Origin of the sequence: Tolypothrix sp. FACHB-123 (assembly GCF_014697075.1) — a bacterium.
In the GTDB taxonomy this organism is placed as follows: Bacteria; Cyanobacteriota; Cyanobacteriia; order Cyanobacteriales; family Nostocaceae; genus Aulosira.
Genome location: NZ_JACJRE010000007.1, coordinates 101,333 through 118,295, shown reverse-complemented (window position 1 = coordinate 118,295; position 16,963 = coordinate 101,333). Strand labels below are relative to the sequence as shown.

16 protein-coding genes are annotated in these 16,963 nt (G+C 40.1%); 11 read left to right on the top strand and 5 right to left on the bottom strand.

The window, feature by feature from the left end; all coding sequences use genetic code 11:
• Positions 1 to 23: 23 nt before the first annotated feature.
• Together H6G41_RS07270 and hoxE are read right to left on the bottom strand one after the other, a co-directional pair.
• Positions 24 to 2,753, bottom strand: coding sequence for a tetratricopeptide repeat protein (locus tag H6G41_RS07270; RefSeq protein ID WP_190744990.1), 2,730 nt, complete (start codon positions 2,751 to 2,753; stop codon positions 24 to 26).
• A gap of 122 nt (positions 2,754 to 2,875) precedes the next feature.
• A complete protein-coding gene (gene hoxE / locus H6G41_RS07265; RefSeq protein WP_190744988.1) occupies positions 2,876 to 3,424 on the bottom strand; it encodes a bidirectional hydrogenase complex protein HoxE in 549 nt (182 codons plus the stop codon).
• 411 nt (positions 3,425 to 3,835) lie between these two features.
• On the opposite strand from hoxE, the gene H6G41_RS07260 reads away from it, so the two are divergent.
• The 4 genes from H6G41_RS07260 to H6G41_RS07245 all read left to right on the top strand — a co-directional run bounded on the left by H6G41_RS07260 (position 3,836) and on the right by H6G41_RS07245 (position 8,127).
• Positions 3,836 to 4,012: a hypothetical protein gene (locus H6G41_RS07260; protein WP_190744986.1), complete on the top strand. Its 177-nt coding sequence runs from the start codon at positions 3,836 to 3,838 to the stop codon at positions 4,010 to 4,012.
• Between the two features lie 55 nt (positions 4,013 to 4,067).
• Positions 4,068 to 4,244, top strand: coding sequence for a hypothetical protein (locus H6G41_RS07255; RefSeq protein WP_190744984.1), 177 nt, complete (start codon positions 4,068 to 4,070; stop codon positions 4,242 to 4,244).
• Between the two features lie 205 nt (positions 4,245 to 4,449).
• Positions 4,450 to 4,857: a beta-lactamase hydrolase domain-containing protein gene (locus H6G41_RS07250; protein ID WP_190744982.1), complete on the top strand. Its 408-nt coding sequence runs from the start codon at positions 4,450 to 4,452 to the stop codon at positions 4,855 to 4,857.
• A gap of 366 nt (positions 4,858 to 5,223) precedes the next feature.
• Positions 5,224 to 8,127, top strand: coding sequence for a cation-transporting P-type ATPase (locus tag H6G41_RS07245; RefSeq protein WP_190744980.1), 2,904 nt, complete (start codon positions 5,224 to 5,226; stop codon positions 8,125 to 8,127).
• Positions 8,128 to 8,315: 188 nt separating this feature from the next.
• Here the strand turns inward: H6G41_RS07245 and H6G41_RS07240 are convergent, their stop codons facing one another.
• The gene (locus H6G41_RS07240) at positions 8,316 to 8,831 is read right to left on the bottom strand and encodes a hypothetical protein (RefSeq protein WP_190744978.1); all 516 of its coding nucleotides are present in this window, start codon (positions 8,829 to 8,831) and stop codon (positions 8,316 to 8,318) included.
• A gap of 541 nt (positions 8,832 to 9,372) precedes the next feature.
• Here H6G41_RS07240 and H6G41_RS07235 point away from each other — a divergent pair.
• Positions 9,373 to 9,861: a hypothetical protein gene (locus tag H6G41_RS07235; RefSeq protein ID WP_190744976.1), complete on the top strand. Its 489-nt coding sequence runs from the start codon at positions 9,373 to 9,375 to the stop codon at positions 9,859 to 9,861.
• Positions 9,862 to 10,056: 195 nt separating this feature from the next.
• Here the strand turns inward: H6G41_RS07235 and H6G41_RS07230 are convergent, their stop codons facing one another.
• Positions 10,057 to 11,130, bottom strand: a complete 1,074-nt coding sequence (locus H6G41_RS07230) for an ATP-dependent 6-phosphofructokinase (RefSeq protein WP_190744974.1) — start codon at positions 11,128 to 11,130, stop codon at positions 10,057 to 10,059.
• 10 nt (positions 11,131 to 11,140) lie between these two features.
• A complete protein-coding gene (locus tag H6G41_RS07225; RefSeq protein WP_190744972.1) occupies positions 11,141 to 11,335 on the bottom strand; it encodes a DUF2949 domain-containing protein in 195 nt (64 codons plus the stop codon).
• A 409-nt stretch (positions 11,336 to 11,744) separates the two neighbouring features.
• Between H6G41_RS07225 and H6G41_RS07220 the strand changes: the two genes are divergently transcribed.
• The 6 genes from H6G41_RS07220 to H6G41_RS07195 all read left to right on the top strand — a co-directional run bounded on the left by H6G41_RS07220 (position 11,745) and on the right by H6G41_RS07195 (position 16,961).
• Positions 11,745 to 12,590, top strand: a complete 846-nt coding sequence (locus tag H6G41_RS07220) for a DUF6920 family protein (RefSeq protein ID WP_190744970.1) — start codon at positions 11,745 to 11,747, stop codon at positions 12,588 to 12,590.
• Between the two features lie 688 nt (positions 12,591 to 13,278).
• A complete protein-coding gene (hoxU, locus tag H6G41_RS07215; RefSeq protein WP_190744968.1) occupies positions 13,279 to 13,995 on the top strand; it encodes a bidirectional hydrogenase complex protein HoxU in 717 nt (238 codons plus the stop codon).
• Positions 13,996 to 14,150: 155 nt separating this feature from the next.
• Positions 14,151 to 14,696: an oxidoreductase gene (locus tag H6G41_RS07210; protein WP_190744966.1), complete on the top strand. Its 546-nt coding sequence runs from the start codon at positions 14,151 to 14,153 to the stop codon at positions 14,694 to 14,696.
• A 115-nt stretch (positions 14,697 to 14,811) separates the two neighbouring features.
• Complete coding sequence (locus tag H6G41_RS07205) at positions 14,812 to 16,269, top strand: Ni/Fe hydrogenase subunit alpha (protein WP_190744964.1); 1,458 nt, start codon at positions 14,812 to 14,814, stop codon at positions 16,267 to 16,269.
• Between the two features lie 85 nt (positions 16,270 to 16,354).
• Positions 16,355 to 16,582: a hypothetical protein gene (locus H6G41_RS07200; RefSeq protein ID WP_190744963.1), complete on the top strand. Its 228-nt coding sequence runs from the start codon at positions 16,355 to 16,357 to the stop codon at positions 16,580 to 16,582.
• A complete protein-coding gene (locus tag H6G41_RS07195; RefSeq protein WP_190744961.1) occupies positions 16,572 to 16,961 on the top strand; it encodes a type II toxin-antitoxin system VapC family toxin in 390 nt (129 codons plus the stop codon). Before H6G41_RS07200 ends, H6G41_RS07195 begins: the two co-directional genes overlap by 11 nt.
• The last annotated feature ends 2 nt before the right edge of the window (positions 16,962 to 16,963 follow it).

Here is a 16,963-nt window from a genome sequence, read left to right as displayed (position 1 = left end):
TAAGCCTTGTGTTAATGTTTTTGTTAATCTTTAATGTTTTTAATTACTTCTCCTATTTTTTGAATTAAAGCATTTATCGGCTGATTTTGTTCATATAAACATATTGAGATAATTTTTATATCTTTTAATATTACTTTTAACCATCCTTTTTTTACGCAATTTAGAGGATTATTAATACATAATTCAATAGCAGATACAGATGCAGCATTTTTTTCAATTCCAGCAATTACATATTTATATATCGCAACGCAAAGCTGATTATTTTGATTATTAGAAGCAATTTTCAAGGCTTTTTTCCAAGCATTGCATACTTCATCCAGCTTAAGATTAACTTTACATATTTTAATCTGAGCAAGGGTAATTAAACCAAGATTCCAGTAAATATAAGCTTCTTTATCTAAAGCAATATCAGCAGCTTTATCTATCTCTTGTCTTGCTTGTTCTAATTTTTCTCGAATCTCTCGAATCTTTTGTAAGTATTTATTTTGACTATAACTAACTTCACAAATTTCTTCATATATTTTTTGTAGGTAGTTAATATAACTGACATCAAAAATTTTTTCTGACTTTAACTCTGATAATTCTTTGTTTAATTGTACATAAGGCATATGATATACAATATGAATAGCTTGAAAAAGGTAGGTTAAAGCCAGCCCGCTGTGGACTGGATGTAATTCCTGGGACTCTTTTAGGTTTTTGTTAATCTCTTTGGCTTCTATAAATTTTTCTTCAGCCTTTTTATAGTCGGTTAAATTTTCTTCATCCCTGTATAAGTATATAAGTCCAAGGTTATGGTAAGGTTTCCAGAAATGAGAATGCCAGTAATTGTCATTTTTTTTACAAGCATCTTCATAGCTTTTACGAGCTTGTTCAAACTCTCCTAACTGAAAATATACATTACCAAGACCATTGTAAGCATAGAGAAAATCTTTATTTACCCTCTTAGCAAGCTCATATTGATTGATAGCATTATCAAATTTGTGTTGTGCGTAATATACATTCCCAATTCCAGTATAAGAATATTCGCTTTTAGGATTAATTTTTAGGGATAAATCAAAAGCTGTTTTTGCATCCTCATATAATTCTTTCTCAAAATAAGCTATGCCAATCTTATAGAATAAGCCATCAAGCTTCTCATATTTTCTTTCTGCTTGATACGCTTTATTACAATGTTCTTTAGCATTATCAAGATGTTTTTTCTCTCCAGTTTGCTGATATTGGTAGTAGCTAGAAATTGCTTCAGTGAAAAACTTGAAACCATCCCATGTTTGAGCAATAATGTCTGGTGCTAAATACATAGCAACCTTATAAGCTAAATCCCTAATTTTCTCAGTCATTGGTGCTGGATCATCTTTTTTCCACGTCACTTCCCAAGCTTTTACTTCATTGTCATAGTCTAATCTGACAAACAAACGAGTTTTTGAGTCGTAGTCTTGTAGACTTCCAGAGATTACCCTGTTTACACCTCCAAAAGGCCATAGATGTTTGAGAGTTAGAATTATGCTTCCAATAGAGAAACGAGTTTTACCAGCTTCAAAAGTCACAACATCAGTAAGATGACTCTCTATATTTTCTTGAGGATGAGTTAACCGAGGAAAGTTAAATTTTCCCAATCTCTGTAAATCAATGTTTTCTTCTCCTATACTGAGAGTCTGGGATAACTTTGTGTGAATATGACTAATTCTATGAAGTTCCTCAACTAATGAATCAGCGATCGCTTTACCCATATTAGATTTTTCTTTAAGTTTTTCTCCGGAATTGTTATTTTTTTCTTCAGATTGTGTTGCAGTTGTATCCTCGAAGAGAAGAACTACTGTACCTCCTCTACTGCTGGAGAGCCAGTGGAGTAAAACGGAAACAACTCCCAACAAGAAGATTAGACCAATAATACTTAACAGAGTAGATACATACTTTCTCAGTTCTTCTAGCTCTTCCGATTTTAAATCAAAATTATTATAGATAATTACAAATATTAGCCTAACAATTAAGAGAGCAATAAGAATAAATACTATTATTTCACTTCCTATACCTAAAGCTAAAAAAGTAATTTTTTTTATATTTTTTGCAAATTTAAATATTTGCAATGAAGATTGTTGTAGATAATCTATCCATTGTTCTCGCTGGCGTTTTCTCCATTCATTTCTAAGAGAATTCAGGCTTTTATTAAAATTAACTATCCATTGTCTATCTTTAATACGATAAAAAAATATCCAACTTATTATTATATAAATAAATGAAATGCCAATAATGTAAATTGATATTTTAATGAAATCTTGATGTTCAATATAATTACTCCAAAATATGGCAACATGATCTTTTATAGAAGGAACATATGGGTTTTTTCTATGCTTTCCAATAGAAACTTTAATTTTTATTAACCATCTCTCTGCCAAGGATTTTCTATTTATTCCTGCTGCTTTACCATCGGTATCTGTTACGGTAACAAGAATTGCCTCTCCTACCAGAATATTGTTAGTGTTATATCCTTCCTCAACTTTAATAGAATTAATTGAAATTGAATAATTGTCAGCAATATTTTGTATTTTCTGAGTAATGATTTTTGAGCGTTTTTCAGGACTATATGAACCAGAATTTGCTCTAATAGTAAATATTTCTTGCTTATCTAAGCATACGATACCACTCTGTTGGCATGAATTATTTGCTTGAGAATTAACAGATAGGGGTTTTATAAGAGTAAGAGATGCTACTAATAAGAAAGTGATAAATACAGAAAAATATCTACGCAATTTCATAGCTGACCATCCTTACTAGCCATATGTTAATTACAGGAGAAAATGTAAAAATGGTGATTTACATTTCCTAGCGGAGATTTTTTAAATTAAATTTTGATGTTCGCTAAAAAGAAAACTGAATTTTAGGAAGACGATCGCTCTTTACCCTCCAGCCATGCTTTAATGCGATCGCATACCGATTCAGCAGTTTGATTACCTAAGACTGCGCCATCAAAAACTACTGCTGGCGCAATTCCACATGCACCTAAACACCTAGCAGTTAACAATGAAACTTGATGATCTGCTGTCGTTTCACCAGCATGAATATTTTCCGCATTTTCTAGTTCTGTCAAAATTGCTTGCGCACCTTTAACGTAACAAGCTGTACCCGTACAAACCACACAGGTATGGACGCCGCTAGGAGCAAGGGAAAATAAATGGTAGAAAGTCGCTACGCCATAAACTCGGCTGGGCGGTAATTTTAAACTATGGGCAACGTAAAATAATACATCGGTTTCTAAAAATCCAAAAAGTTCCTGCGCTTTATGCAGTACCTCAATCAATGCATCTTGCTGATACTGGTAGCGTTTGATAGTTGCATCCAGCATCTTAAAGCGTTTATCGCCGCTATTGTGTATTGCTGAAGGTGCTTTTGTTGGGTTGTGCGTTTGAGCAGCAGATGCTGAATTCATAATATGAGCCTTTATATAAGGATTTCGATATAGCTTCCGCGCACTTTAGTTTATAGGGCATTAATTTGAGGAAGTTGTGAGGATTTGGGTATAGGGCATCCCTTCTCTGCGAGACGCTACGCGTAGCTTGCTTCCCGTAGGGTACGACTTCGCTCAGGGCGAGTGGGCATTGTTTTTGTCCCCCTTCCATTCCCTAACTCTTTTTTTCCCTCACAACTTCCTCAACTTTTTCCCTTAACTTGAAATTACAAACAACATGAGGTGACTACCAAAATCCGTAAGGGATCATACATTGTTGTATTGCTGATGAGGTTGGTGAGCCTGTGCTAGCAGCAAAAATTTCCATTTCGCAGTTAGTAAAAGGTTTGCTGATTGCACAAGATTTAGTTACAGAATGTGCAGGAGCTAGTTATGAAAACCCAACATTATTCTGATTTTCAACCAAATGAAGTCCTCATCAGTTTGGTGCTACTCCTGCTCATGTTGCTGGGAGGAACTATTTGGTGGACTTGGAACAGCACAAAACCTGACTATTTTACACCGCGTACCGTTCCTTTTGAAATAGAGATATATCAGATGTTTGCTTAGGTTTTTAGTAAGTTCATTTTCTGGGAAAATTTTTAACGATTGGGGAGAGAAGTCTATGTCTACCAACAAATTCGGGCAAATTATCCAATCAATTGGTGAATTATTTCAAAAGATAATTCAATTTGTTTATAGCGCGGCTACAAGGGCTTTTAGCCCTAATGATGATGATTATCCAGCATCAGGAGTACAACCTTATGAAGGCGATCCTCCTGCCAAAGGCAAACATTATTAATTTCTTGGTGAATTGAATTAAGAATAGTGTTATGTCTTTAATATTAAGCATCATCAAATTACTCCAAAAATTAGCATAGGTAGCTAGAAACAGGGTGATGCATAGTGTGATTTTACAAGAATAAATTTCTTGATTAATTACAGTTAATAGATTGGGCATAATTTAACTTCTTTAATTCATTATTCACCACAGGGAGGAGGGAGGGATGGATACAATCAAAAAAATTAACGATGAATTGGCGATCGCAGGACAAATTGCCCCTGAAGAGTTAAAAAGCTTAGCCCAACAGGGTTATAAGTCTGTATTGAATCTGCGATCGCCTGACGAACAAGGTTTTCAAGATGGCGAGCAACTTTATACTCAGTTGCTAGGATTACATTACGCAAATCTACCCACAAGAAGCACAGAAATCAATCCGCAAATTGCCATCAAAGTCCTGCAAAAAATTGCCGAAATGCCTAAACCAGCATTAATTCATTGTGATAGTGCCGCCAGAGCGATCGCAATGGTTTTAATGTATATTTCTACTAAGCAAGGTATTGCTTTAGAAGCAGCATTTAAGCAAGCAGAAAATTTTGGGTTAATAGAAGATGTAATGAGTGTGAAATCGTGAAAAATGAAGGCAGAAAGCAGGAGGCAGAGGGCAGAAGTTTAGGAAGTTAACGTCACAATTTTTATGAAAATAAGGCGGAGGCAGAAAGCCAAATACGCTGTTTAAAAAACGATGAGCGTAAAAATTATTGATCGCGATCGCCTTTTTAAATTTAATTAAAAATATAGCCTCAATCCAACTTTTAAGAATCTATTTTTAACCAAAAATCTGCGAAAAATATTTACCCTTCTGCCTTCTGACTTGAAAATGCTTCTTAGATGAGTATCTATATAGGTAGTTCCAGATTGCATTTTCATTCATGGTGATGAAATTTTTTCATTGGGACTGCCCTCTGCCTTCTCTTAAACCCAACACCGAATTAAAATCATGACATCGTTGCATCAACCTATCTGGGCATTACCTGTTGAAGAGGTTTATGAATCACTAGATAGCGCTAGTGATGGTTTATCGGCGGATGAAGCTGAACAAAGATTTGCTCAATTCGGCGCAAATGAGTTACCAGAACCGGCGCATCGTCCCCTATGGCTGCGTTTTGCCGATCAATTAACTCATTTCATGGCTTTGTTGCTTTGGGTTGCGGGGATTTTAGCGTTTATTTCCCGCACGCCGGAACTTGGCTGGGCAATTTGGGCAGTCATCTGGATCAATGCTATCTTTAGCTTTTGGCAAGAGTTTCAAGCTGAACAGGCGCTAGCAGCTTTAAAAAAAGTCTTACCGATGCAGGTGAAAGTCTATCGGGATGGCGAACTCAAGCAAATCCCGGCGCGGGAGTTGGTGCGCGGCGATGTGATGCAATTAGAAGAAGGCGATCGCGTTTCTGCTGATGCTCGGTTGGTATCAGCAGAAAATTTATATTTGGATGTATCAGTAATGACGGGGGAGTCTCTACCCGTGGCGCGCAATCCTCACCCGGTTAGGTTGCGGGAAGCAGTACCCATTCGCGGCGGGAAAACTTTGCTACGTCCGGGGGAACAACCAATGCAAGAAAAGGTGAATCCTTCGGAAATCGCCAATTTAGTTTTAGCTGGTTCCACAGTAGCCACAGGGCGGGCTGTAGCCGTAGTTTATGCCACAGGTGCGCAAACAGAATTTGGACAGGTAGCCCATTTAACCACGGTGGTAAAGCGGGAACCCAGCACCTTGGAAGTCCAGGTAAGCCGGATTGTGCGGATTATTACCGCGATCGCTCTGACTATGGGTGTAACGGTTTTTCTCCTCAGTTATTTGCTGATTGGCATGGATGTAACTGAAAGCTTCATTTTTGCCATCGGTATCATCGTCGCTAACGTACCCGAAGGATTGTTACCTACAGTTACCCTCGCCTTAGCGTTGGGTGTAAAGCGGATGGCGCGGCGGAATGCTTTAGTGCGGCGACTTTCGGCGGTGGAAACTCTCAGCGCCACCACCGTGATTTGCACCGATAAAACGGGGACATTAACTAAAAATGAAATGACGGTGCGCTATCTGTGGCTACCTCAGGATGGTGTAACTGATACCGATCAATCCAATCCCTTAATTGAAGTCACGGGTGCAGGTTACAATCCGACAGTTGGTAAAGTTAATTTACCAGCAGATCGTGCGATCGCCTGGAAAGCAAAAATTTTACTCATCGGTTCTGCGCTGTGTTCTAACGCCCGCCTAGTGCATCTCACAGCCCCTAGTCGTTGGCAAGAAATTGGCGATCCGACGGAAGCAGCTTTGTTAGTAGCAGCCGCCAAAGCTGGACTTAATTTAGAAAATTTACAACAGCAGTTACCGCGCTTGCGAGAGATTCCCTTCGATTCTCGCCGCTTGATGATGACAGTGGTGTTAAATTGGCAAGCTGCGGAATTATGGCAAGATGAATTACCTTATCTCGCTTTTACCAAAGGTGCGCCTTTAGAAGTGTTGAAGCACTGCCATACAATTCTTCACGATGGTACAGTGCAAGAATTAACCCATGACGCTTGGGATGATGTGGTACAGGCGAATGATGATTTGGCTAGACAAGGATTTCGGGTTTTAGGCTTGGCGGCGCGTCGGGGTAGTCAAGATTTGCTGGATTTGAAGGCACAGGATTTAGAGCAAAACTTGATTTTTATTGGTTTAGTCGCCATGTTCGATCCACCCCGTCCGGAGGTAGCAGATGCGATCGCCTGCTGTCATCGTGCAGGGATTAGAGTCACAATGGTGACTGGCGATTACGGATTAACTGCGGAAGCGATCGCCCGTAATATTGGTTTAGTAAGCGATAAAGTGCGCGTTGTTACTGGGGAAGGTATGGGACATCTCTCCGACGCTCAACTGCGGCAAATTGTTAAATACCGCGCTGGCTTAGTATTTGCCCGGATGTCACCAGAACACAAACTGCGACTAGTCCAAGCTTACAAAGATGTTGGCGAAGTAGTAGCCGTCACAGGCGATGGTGTAAACGATGCCCCAGCTCTCCGTGCTGCTAATATTGGGATTGCGATGGGGCTAAATGGTACAGATGTCGCCAGAGAAGCCGCAGACATTGTACTTACCGACGACAACTTTGCTACTATTGTCGCCGCCATTGAGCAAGGGCGGACAATTTACCAAAATATCCGCAAATTCATGACTTATATCTTCGCCTCCAATGTCCCGGAAATAGTACCTTTTCTCGGCATGGTAGCCATCAAAATTCCCCCAGCATTAACGATTTTGCAGATTCTCGCCGTCGATTTAGGTACAGACATGGTACCAGCCTTAGCACTAGGCGCAGAATCTCCCGAACCTGGAGTTATGGAACGCCCACCCCGCCCCAAGCAGGAGTTCTTACTCAATATTCCCCTCTTACTCCGCGCTTACGGCTTTCTCGGTGTCATTGAAGCCATTCTTTCTATGCTGGGATTTTTCCTAGTGTGGCGAGGATATGGTTATTCCCTAGCAGATATTCAGCAAGTCACCCCAGCTATTCTGGCACATACCGCCAATCCAGAAGTAACAAACATTTATCGCCAAGCCACAACCATGACTCTAGCAACAATTGTTGCTTGTCAGGTCGGTAACTTATTTGCCTGTCGCTCCAGTTGGGGGTCAGCATTTCGCCAGTCATGGTCAAATAATCGGCTGCTGTGGTTTGGGATTACCTTTGAATGCATCGCCTTATTCGCCTTCATCGACTTTCCCCCATTCCGTTACATATTTTCTACCGCTTCCTTAGCACCTTGGCATTGGTTAATTGTCCTCGCTTGTCCGCCAATTCTTTTGGGAGCAGAAGAACTCCGCAAAGTCTGGGTGCGTCACGGCGCGAAGCGGCGAATTTAAATTTTTGATTTTTTGAATCGCAATTATACCAATTCTCCAAAATTCAGCAACAGATGTAAATTCGGGAATCCTTGTGATACCAATTTAAATAATGTTTGCGGTATATCAATATATTTTAGAGGGCATGGCATTGCCATGCCCCTACCATCTGGCTTTCTTAATTTTGAATTTTGAATTTTGAATTGTTATTACGCCCCTGTCGGTTCTGTGTAACCTTGAATATTTTCCGGTTCAAACTGACGCAACACGCGAGTAGCTTGGCGCGTTAATTCTGCCGTACCCTTAACTATAATCAAATATTTACCTGCATTCAAACGATTACGATAAGGTAAAGCATCGCCGCTACCTTCAGTTAAACCGACAGTACCACCGACAAAATAAGCTCCTAAAACACCAGCAATAGCGCCTAAAACCCCACCCAGAATGTGATTACCAAAAGCATTAAACGCCGGAAATATTTCAATTTCTGTTAAAAAATTAAACGTATACCCGGCGATAAATCCTAAAGGTATCAGCCAATAAATTAGGCGTTTTGCTCCTTTCTGCGCTTGTTTTTCTGGGTTAATTAATCCATATTCATCAGCACTTTTATAGCCACTACCCAGAATATCAATTTGGTTATTTGGTAAGCCTTCTTTTTCTAAAGCCGAATAAGCTGCTTCTGCTTGCATTCTATCTGGTAAAACTGCCACAACATAATTCATAAATCACCTCAATTTATTGCTGTATGAAAATCGATTGAGGGTTGTAGAAGTAGCATAATCAATCCTACTAATACAAATGATAGGCTTACCCAAAAGAAAACTAGATTCGATCGCATGTTAATTTCCGATTTAATTTACCCTTGGCAATCAAAAATTGCCAAGTCGCTGTTTAGGCAACTTAAAATCACCTTATTTATTGCAGAGTAAACAATATCAGCTATGGAAACCTCTGCCCAAAGGCTCAATATTTGTTACCAAGGTTTATGTTTAACAATAAATCATGGAAAATTAAACCGTAGAGGACACCGAGTACCAGAGAGAAGTCTGAATGACAGCTATCCTTAGCTTAGTTATGAAAATTTTTTTTATTTTTTAATAACCGCCTTCTCTACGAGAGGCTTCCGCCAACGCGCAGCGTCTCGCAGAGAAGACGCCAAGTACGCCAAGGATAAGAGAAAAAAATGAGAGTTTGTAAATTTTATAAATGATTTAGGACTGCTATATAATTAATAAAATTAATTAATTTGGAGTTTAATTAATTGTGTGGTTTTGGGAAGCAGATTCAATTGAATACGAAATATTTAAACAATACGAAAGAGCATTAGTAGCCATTGGCGTTAATTTTGCCTTAGAAGAAGTTCAAGATGCTCTGGAAAATTGTTCTGCTAACTTAGAAAATGCCTTCAGACGCACAATCGAATATGTCCTGTGGTTGCAGGAAAACCAAAGAGAAATCTTTCCCAATGCAATTTTAATTCGCGCCTTACAAGAACAATGGCAACCTATAGCTTGGCGTGATGAATATTTAGAAATCCCTATGCTGCAATCTCCAGGACAAAGGTGGTGGAATGCATCTGCAAAAATGTGGGGGAAAGAGTTACGAAATCGCCTAGTCGCTGATGTCTTTTATGATAACGGACAAGAATTTATTAAATTCACCAACGGCAAAGAATTAGTAGTTGAAACTGCATGGCGTTGGGAATGGGAACGAGTTCTTAAATATGCCAATAGTTCTACCAATTCTCTGTAAACGGGCACTTAATAATGGCTTCTTTCTCTTGGCGTACTTGGCGTACTTGGCGGTTCATCAAATAAATATTAACTGCATCATAGCGAATTAGTATTAATAACTAATTTATATGACTGACGCACAAAACCTCTTAAACTCTGTGTACTCTGCGTCCTCTGCGGTTTATTTTCCCATTATCCTTACATAAGCCCTAATTTATTGCGGTAAATTCCCCACATAAATCCCAAGCGATCGCGCTGTTTCTACGAGATAATTCTTAGGATCTACCAATGACGGACTTTTCGCTAAAACTGCTTCCAAAGGTAAAGCCACAACTTCGCCATTTTGCCAAGCTACCATCTCACCGGATTTCCCGCTAGCAATTAAATCTACCGCCGCTTTGCCAAAAGCACTAGCTACCAACCTATCCAAAGCCGAAGGAATCCCACCTCGTTGAATATGTCCTAACACCGCAGCGCGAATATCAATTGTTTCGTGGCTACAACTGCGCAGTTCGTCAGCAATTAACTGTCCAATTCCGCAGGAAGGTTTACTACAAGCTGCATAATTAACTGAATCATCCGGAATATGGGCACCTTCCGCGACCACTACAATAGCAAATCTACGTCCCCAGCGATCGCGTAATTCTTGTAAATGAGCACAAATATCCTTAATCGTATAGGGAATTTCCGGGATTAAAATCACATCCGCACCGCCAGCAATCCCCGAATGTAGCGCCAAATGTCCCGCAGTACGTCCCATGACTTCCACAATCATCACGCGATCGTGACTAGCCGCCGTAAATGTGAGACGATTCAGAGCATCCACTACCGTATTTACAGCCGTATCAAAACCTACAACTCGTTCCGTCAGCGCCACATCATTATCAATCGTTTTCGGAATCGCAATAAACTGCCAATTTCCGTGATGTTGCAATTGACTGAGAATCGCTAAACTGCCATCACCGCCAATCCCAATCAAAGCATCCAGCTTTAAAGCTTGATACCCCGCCATAATCTCATCCACATGAGCCAGAGTATCACCCTTATTAATACTACCGAGAATAGTTCCGCCCATACTCAACAAAGGATCGATTCCTCGCAAATCTAACCCATGCAAAGTCAAAGGAACCGTAGTTTTTTCCAGCAAACCCTTTGTAGCATAAGAAATTCCCACCACTTCCCAGCCATAAGTCAGCGTTGCATGGCTGACAACAGCACGAATCACCGCATTCAGTCCCGGACAATCACCACCACTGGTAAGAATCCCCACTCGTTTTTGTGTAGTCATAGCAAATTAGCTAAAACACTGCATTTAACCAATCAAAAATTTCATCCAACTGGCTCAAATTTACCAGCCCATATTGCCAAAGAATCATCGGTAACAAACTAGGATTATATTCAGCATGGCGTAACGCCAATTGCACACCATCAGCCGGAATTGCCAAATCTTCGTGCAAAAAACGGAGGAATTTTGCCAGTCTTTTGGTATCCATAGTAGTCACCCTGCCTTGGCTATAAAAAAGATTACGTGAAAAATCTGAGGAACTTGTGAAGACGCGATCGCGAGAATTACAGGCGATCATACCTTAAAGTTACGGAAATGCTCATTTAAAATTTTTTGGTGCTGCTAAATATAGCGTTTCTCCTTTCAATGCGATACACAATAGGTGTACAGCATTGCTCATTGCTTTATCCCGCAATGATCTGAAGTTCCTTGCTAATAGCCAAAGTCATCTAAAAATGACTAAATTTCTTGGCAATATTCTGCGTGATTAAAATCACCTATTAACAACTTTTCAGACATCCTCTTAGTAGCGAACGCACCTTATTTTTGGCATAAAATCCTCACAAGTTCCTCAAATTTAGTGCTTATGATGAAATTGGCTTTATATTGGCGGCAATATGACAATTAACTATGTTTTTCATTTAATTACAATTAATTTGCTGGCGATACTCAGCATTGGTATATTAGCTGCGATCGCTATCCGAATTAAAGCCGATCGCGAAGTTGAGCAAATTTGGCGATCGCTCCCAGATGTTTCTAGAAAAAATCGGTTTACTGCGGATCTAGTTGCAGATTTACCCGCACCTGTACAGCGTTACTTTCTTCATGCGATCGCACCGGGAACTCCATTAGCTTCTGCTGTCAGCTTAAAAATGAGCGGTAGTTTTAGAATGGCACAGGATAAACCTTGGATACCGATGCACGCCCAAGAAATCATTGCTGCGCTGAAAGGATTTGTCTGGAAACCAATTATCGGGAGGGGCTTATTCACATTTGCGGGTGCTGATTACTATGCAAACAAATCCGGGCGAATGCGCTTCTTTCTTTGGGGGTTAATTCCCATCGTCAACGCCCACAATTCAAATATTAATCGTTCTAGTATTGGGCGATTTGTTGCGGAATTAATTTGGTTACCTTCGGCTTTACTACCGCAAAATGGTGTAACCTGGCAAGCAATTGATGACAACACTATCCAAGCTAGTCTGAAAATCGATGGCGAACCTGTAACGCTGACAATGATGATAGATGCTGCGGGTAAACTATTGAAACTATCTTTGCTACGCTGGGGAGAACATACAAAAGATGGTAGCTTCGCTTACATTCCCTTTGGTGGAGAAGTCGAAGGAGAAAAAACATTTGGCGGATGGACAATTCCCTATCAAATGAGCGTCGGCTGGTGGTTTGGCACAAATCGTTACTCAGAGTTTTTCTGTGCCACAATCGAGCAGGCTGAATTTTGCTAAATTAAGTTTTTGACTTGTGAATCAAGTTTACAGTCAAATATCCGATATACCGCCCGCAGGCTGGAAGCCTGGGGCTATCCTTACAAAGCCCACCTGCGTGGGCTGAATTTTTGGAGCCTGCTTTTGCAGGCTTCCCGCAGGGAAGCCGCTCCGCGTCTATGTTCGATTAGCCGCACCCTTTTAGGGGGACGGCGAGATTGCGGAATACACCAGTTTATCCTTGGAAAACCAAGAATTTGGGCAAGCAATTTTTGCTTAATCAGTTTTTACAAGTTGTAAATTAAGTTTCTGACTCGCAAATCAAGTTTCTGACTCGCAAATCAAGTTTCTGATTCGCAAATTAAGTTTCTGACTCGCAAATTAAGTTTCTGACTCGCAAATTAAGTTTCTGACTCGCAAATTAAGTTTCTGACTCGCAAATTAAGTTTCTGAATCGTAAATTAAGTTTCTGAATCGTAAATTAAGTTTTTGAATCGCGTACTAACTTCACAACTCGTAAATCAATTTCATAACTAGCAAATCAATAGTTATAGTTCATAAATCAAGTTTTTAGGCTTTAAATATCTTATTTTGTCAAAATATCAGTAACTTTATCTTTTGTAATCTTCACAAGTTCCTCAAAGTTTTTGTTTATAACTTAAGAGGGTATTCAGAAGCTAAAGACGAGTTCAGATTAAGGTTGCAAGCCATGTCTGTCAAAACTCTCATAATTAATGACCAACTCATTAGCGCTAGGGAAGAGGAAACTATTCTGGAAGCCGCAACAGAGGCGGGTATTAACATACCTACCTTGTGTCATTTAAACGGAGTATCAGATGTTGGTGCTTGTCGTCTTTGCTTAGTAGAAATTGCTGGCACTAATAAACTTCTACCTGCTTGTGTGACTAAAGTAGCGGAAGGGATGGAAATAAGAACCGATAGCGATCGCTTGCAAAAATATCGGCGGACAATTGTGGAAATGCTATTTGCTGAGGGCAATCACGTTTGTTCTGTTTGCGTAGCTAATGACAATTGTGAATTGCAAGACTTAGCAATCGAAATGGGTATGGATCATGTACGTCTAAGTTACCATTTCCCCCACCGCAAAGTCGATGTTTCTCACGAGCGCTTTGGTGTAGATCATAACCGTTGTGTTCTCTGTACCCGTTGCATCCGTGTGTGTGACGAGATTGAAGGCGCGCATACTTGGGATATGGCGGGGAGAGGAACAAAATCCTATGTGATTACTGACTTAAATCAACCTTGGGGAACCTCAAATACTTGCACATCTTGCGGTAAATGCGTTAATGCATGTCCCACAGGTGCGCTTTTCTACCAAGGTTCAACCGTCGGTGAAATGAAACACGATCGCGAAAAACTCGATTTTCTCGTCACAGCACGAGAGAAAAAGCAATGGAATTTTTAGATAGTTGACTGTTGACTGTTGACTGTTGACTGTTGATTGTTGACTGTTGATTGTTGTACGGGCGGGTTCACAGATATCCTCACTGATTTATGAAGATCTCCCATAAACCCGCCCCTACTGACTGTTGACTGTTGACTGACAAATGAGGAATTATTATGTCTCGGTTGAAATTAGCAACGGTGTGGCTGGGCGGATGTTCTGGCTGTCACATGTCTTTTCTCGATTTAGATGAATGGTTGATTGATTTAGCACAAGAAGTAGATATAGTTTACAGTCCCTTAGCGGATATTAAAGAATATCCCCAAGGGGTAGATGTGGTATTAGTGGAAGGTGCGATCGCTAATGAAGAACATTTAGCAATGGTGCGCATGGTAAGAGAGCGATCGCGAATTTTGGTTTCCTTTGGTGACTGTGCTGTCACGGGTAATGTGACTGCTTTACGCAATCCTTTAGGTAATGCAGAATCTGTACTTCAGCGTTGTTATATTGAAGCCGCCGATATCTACGGACAAATTCCCCAAGCACCGGGAATTGTACCGCCATTATTAGATAAAGTCCAGCCAGTGCATCAAGTCGTACCTGTTGATATTTATTTACTTGGTTGTCCACCTTCAGCAATACGAATTCGCGCTGTATTAGAACCCATATTACAAGGAAAAAAACCCCAATTAGAAGGACGTGAATTTATTAAGTTTGGGTAATGGGGCATTGGGCATTGGGCATTGGGCATTGGGCATTGGTATTTCTCCTATGCTTTCCTGGCTTTTTATCCCAACTGTCCGCTTAGTTTTTAAATACAATATTCACTAAATAAATATGGCAGAAAAAATTATTATTGACCCGGTGACGCGGATTGAAGGACATGCCAAAATCTCTATTTATTTAGATGATAATGGGCAAGTTAGTGATGCGCGGTTTCATGTGACTGAATTTCGCGGATTTGAAAAGTTTTGTGAAGGTCGTCCTTTTTGGGAAATGCCAGGAATTACAGCGCGAGTATGTGGTATTTGTCCAGTTAGTCACCTTTTAGCTTCAGCCAAAGCAGGCGATCGCCTTTTATCTGTTAACATCCCTCAAGCCGCAGAAAAACTGCGTCGTCTGATGAATTTAGGGCAAATTGTTCAATCTCACGCCCTCAGTTTCTTCCACCTCAGCGCCCCAGATTTCCTCTTAGGAATGGATAGCGATCCACAAAAACGTAATATCTTTGGATTAATTGCCGCTGAACCAGAATTAGCCCGTGGTGGAATCCGCTTGCGTCAATTTGGACAAGAAATTATTGAAATATTAGGTGGTAAAAAAATTCATCCAGCTTGGGCGGTTCCTGGTGGTGTGCGGGAACCTTTATCTGAAGCAGGACGCACCCACATTCAACAGCGAATTCCGGAAGCGCGAAATACAACCATTAATGCAATAGGTTTGTTTAAAAAAATACTACAAGACTATCAAAAAGAAGCACAAACTTTCGGCAACTTTCCCAGTTTATTTATGGGGTTAGTCACACCAGAAGGTTTATGGGAAAATTACGACGGACATCTGCGATTTGTAGACAGTGCAGGTAATATTATTGCCGATAAACTTGACGCCAATGACTATCATAAATTTATTGGCGAAGCAGTGCAAGCAGATTCCTATTTAAAATCTCCTTACTATCGTCCTTTTGGTTATCCCGATCAAGATGGTCATTGTAGTTTAGATAGTGGTATATATCGTGTAGGCCCCCTAGCCCGTCTCAATGTTTGTAGCCATATTGGTACACCCCTAGCCGATGCCGAATTGCGAGAATTTAGAGATAGAGGAAAAGGCACAGTTACCTCATCGTTTTTCTATCATTACGCTAGATTAATTGAAATTTTGGCATCAATTGAACGCATTGAAATTTTGCTAGACGATCCCGATATCCTGTCAACTAGATTGCGTGCTAATGCAGGAATTAACCAACTAGAATCTGTTGGCGTCAGCGAAGCACCAAGAGGCACATTATTTCATTTTTATCAAATTGATGAAGATGGATTAATTAAGAAAGTTAATTTAATTATTGCTACAGGTCAAAATAATTTAGCGATGAATCGCACCGTCGCGCAAATTGCTAGACATTTTATTCACGGTTCAGAAATTCCTGAAGGCATGTTAAACCGTGTTGAAGCTGGAATTCGGGCTTTCGATCCTTGTTTAAGTTGTTCGACTCATGCAGTGGGACAAATGCCATTACATATTGAATTAGTAGCAGCTAATGGTACAGTTGTGGATGAAGTTTGGCGTCAGGAAAATTAAGCAAGTATATAGTGGGATAATGTAAAAGTATTGGGGTGAAAATTTCGCTGAAGCAACAGTGTAAGATGAGAGAAAGGAGAGTAGTATGAGTATCCCTATTATTGATGAAGTGGTTGAGCAATTAAAGGTAATGCCCCAGCATTTGCAATGGCAAGTGCTTGAATTTGTCAGAACATTAGCAAAAACTGAAATCAGAGGTACACCAGGAGAGCAATTACTAGGTTTTGCAGGTGCAATTCCTCCTGAAGATTTGCAGTTGATGCAAGAAGCGATTGAGCAAGATTGTGAACGGATAGATATCAATGAGTGGTAGGTATTTACTCGATACTAATATCATCATTGCTCTATTCGCAGATGAAGCCGTAGTCAAAAATTATCTTGCTCAAGCCAACGAAGTTTTTATTCCCAGTATTGTCATTGGTGAGTTGTGCTATGGTGCAAGGAAATCAGGGCGAGTAGAAGCAAATTTAGCTAAAGTTGATGAATTAGTTTCTAGCAGCACTGTACTTGGGTGCGATACCGAAACTGCTCGACAATATGGTGAAGTCAAAAATAAGTTGAGACTCAAAGGTCGTCCGTTACCAGAAAATGATATCTGGATTGCAGCAATTGCATTACAAAATGACCTAATTTTGGTGACGCGCGATGCCCATTTTCAAGAAATAGAAAGCTTGCAAGTAGTAGCATGGTAATT

Bases quoted from the DNA above. Each gene is read 5' to 3' on its own strand.
- H6G41_RS07270 (WP_190744990.1), bottom strand. From the start codon at position 2,753: ATGAAATTGCGTAGATATTTTTCTGTATTTATCACTTTCTTATTAGTA.
- hoxE (WP_190744988.1), bottom strand. From the start codon at position 3,424: ATGAATTCAGCATCTGCTGCTCAAACGCACAACCCAACAAAAGCACCT.
- H6G41_RS07260 (WP_190744986.1), top strand. From the start codon at position 3,836: ATGAAAACCCAACATTATTCTGATTTTCAACCAAATGAAGTCCTCATC.
- H6G41_RS07255 (WP_190744984.1), top strand. From the start codon at position 4,068: ATGTCTACCAACAAATTCGGGCAAATTATCCAATCAATTGGTGAATTA.
- H6G41_RS07250 (WP_190744982.1), top strand. From the start codon at position 4,450: ATGGATACAATCAAAAAAATTAACGATGAATTGGCGATCGCAGGACAA.
- H6G41_RS07245 (WP_190744980.1), top strand. From the start codon at position 5,224: ATGACATCGTTGCATCAACCTATCTGGGCATTACCTGTTGAAGAGGTT.
- H6G41_RS07240 (WP_190744978.1), bottom strand. From the start codon at position 8,831: ATGAATTATGTTGTGGCAGTTTTACCAGATAGAATGCAAGCAGAAGCA.
- H6G41_RS07230 (WP_190744974.1), bottom strand. From the start codon at position 11,130: ATGACTACACAAAAACGAGTGGGGATTCTTACCAGTGGTGGTGATTGT.
- H6G41_RS07225 (WP_190744972.1), bottom strand. From the start codon at position 11,335: ATGGATACCAAAAGACTGGCAAAATTCCTCCGTTTTTTGCACGAAGAT.
- H6G41_RS07220 (WP_190744970.1), top strand. From the start codon at position 11,745: ATGACAATTAACTATGTTTTTCATTTAATTACAATTAATTTGCTGGCG.
- hoxU (WP_190744968.1), top strand. From the start codon at position 13,279: ATGTCTGTCAAAACTCTCATAATTAATGACCAACTCATTAGCGCTAGG.
- H6G41_RS07210 (WP_190744966.1), top strand. From the start codon at position 14,151: ATGTCTCGGTTGAAATTAGCAACGGTGTGGCTGGGCGGATGTTCTGGC.
- H6G41_RS07205 (WP_190744964.1), top strand. From the start codon at position 14,812: ATGGCAGAAAAAATTATTATTGACCCGGTGACGCGGATTGAAGGACAT.
- H6G41_RS07200 (WP_190744963.1), top strand. From the start codon at position 16,355: ATGAGTATCCCTATTATTGATGAAGTGGTTGAGCAATTAAAGGTAATG.
- H6G41_RS07195 (WP_190744961.1), top strand. From the start codon at position 16,572: ATGAGTGGTAGGTATTTACTCGATACTAATATCATCATTGCTCTATTC.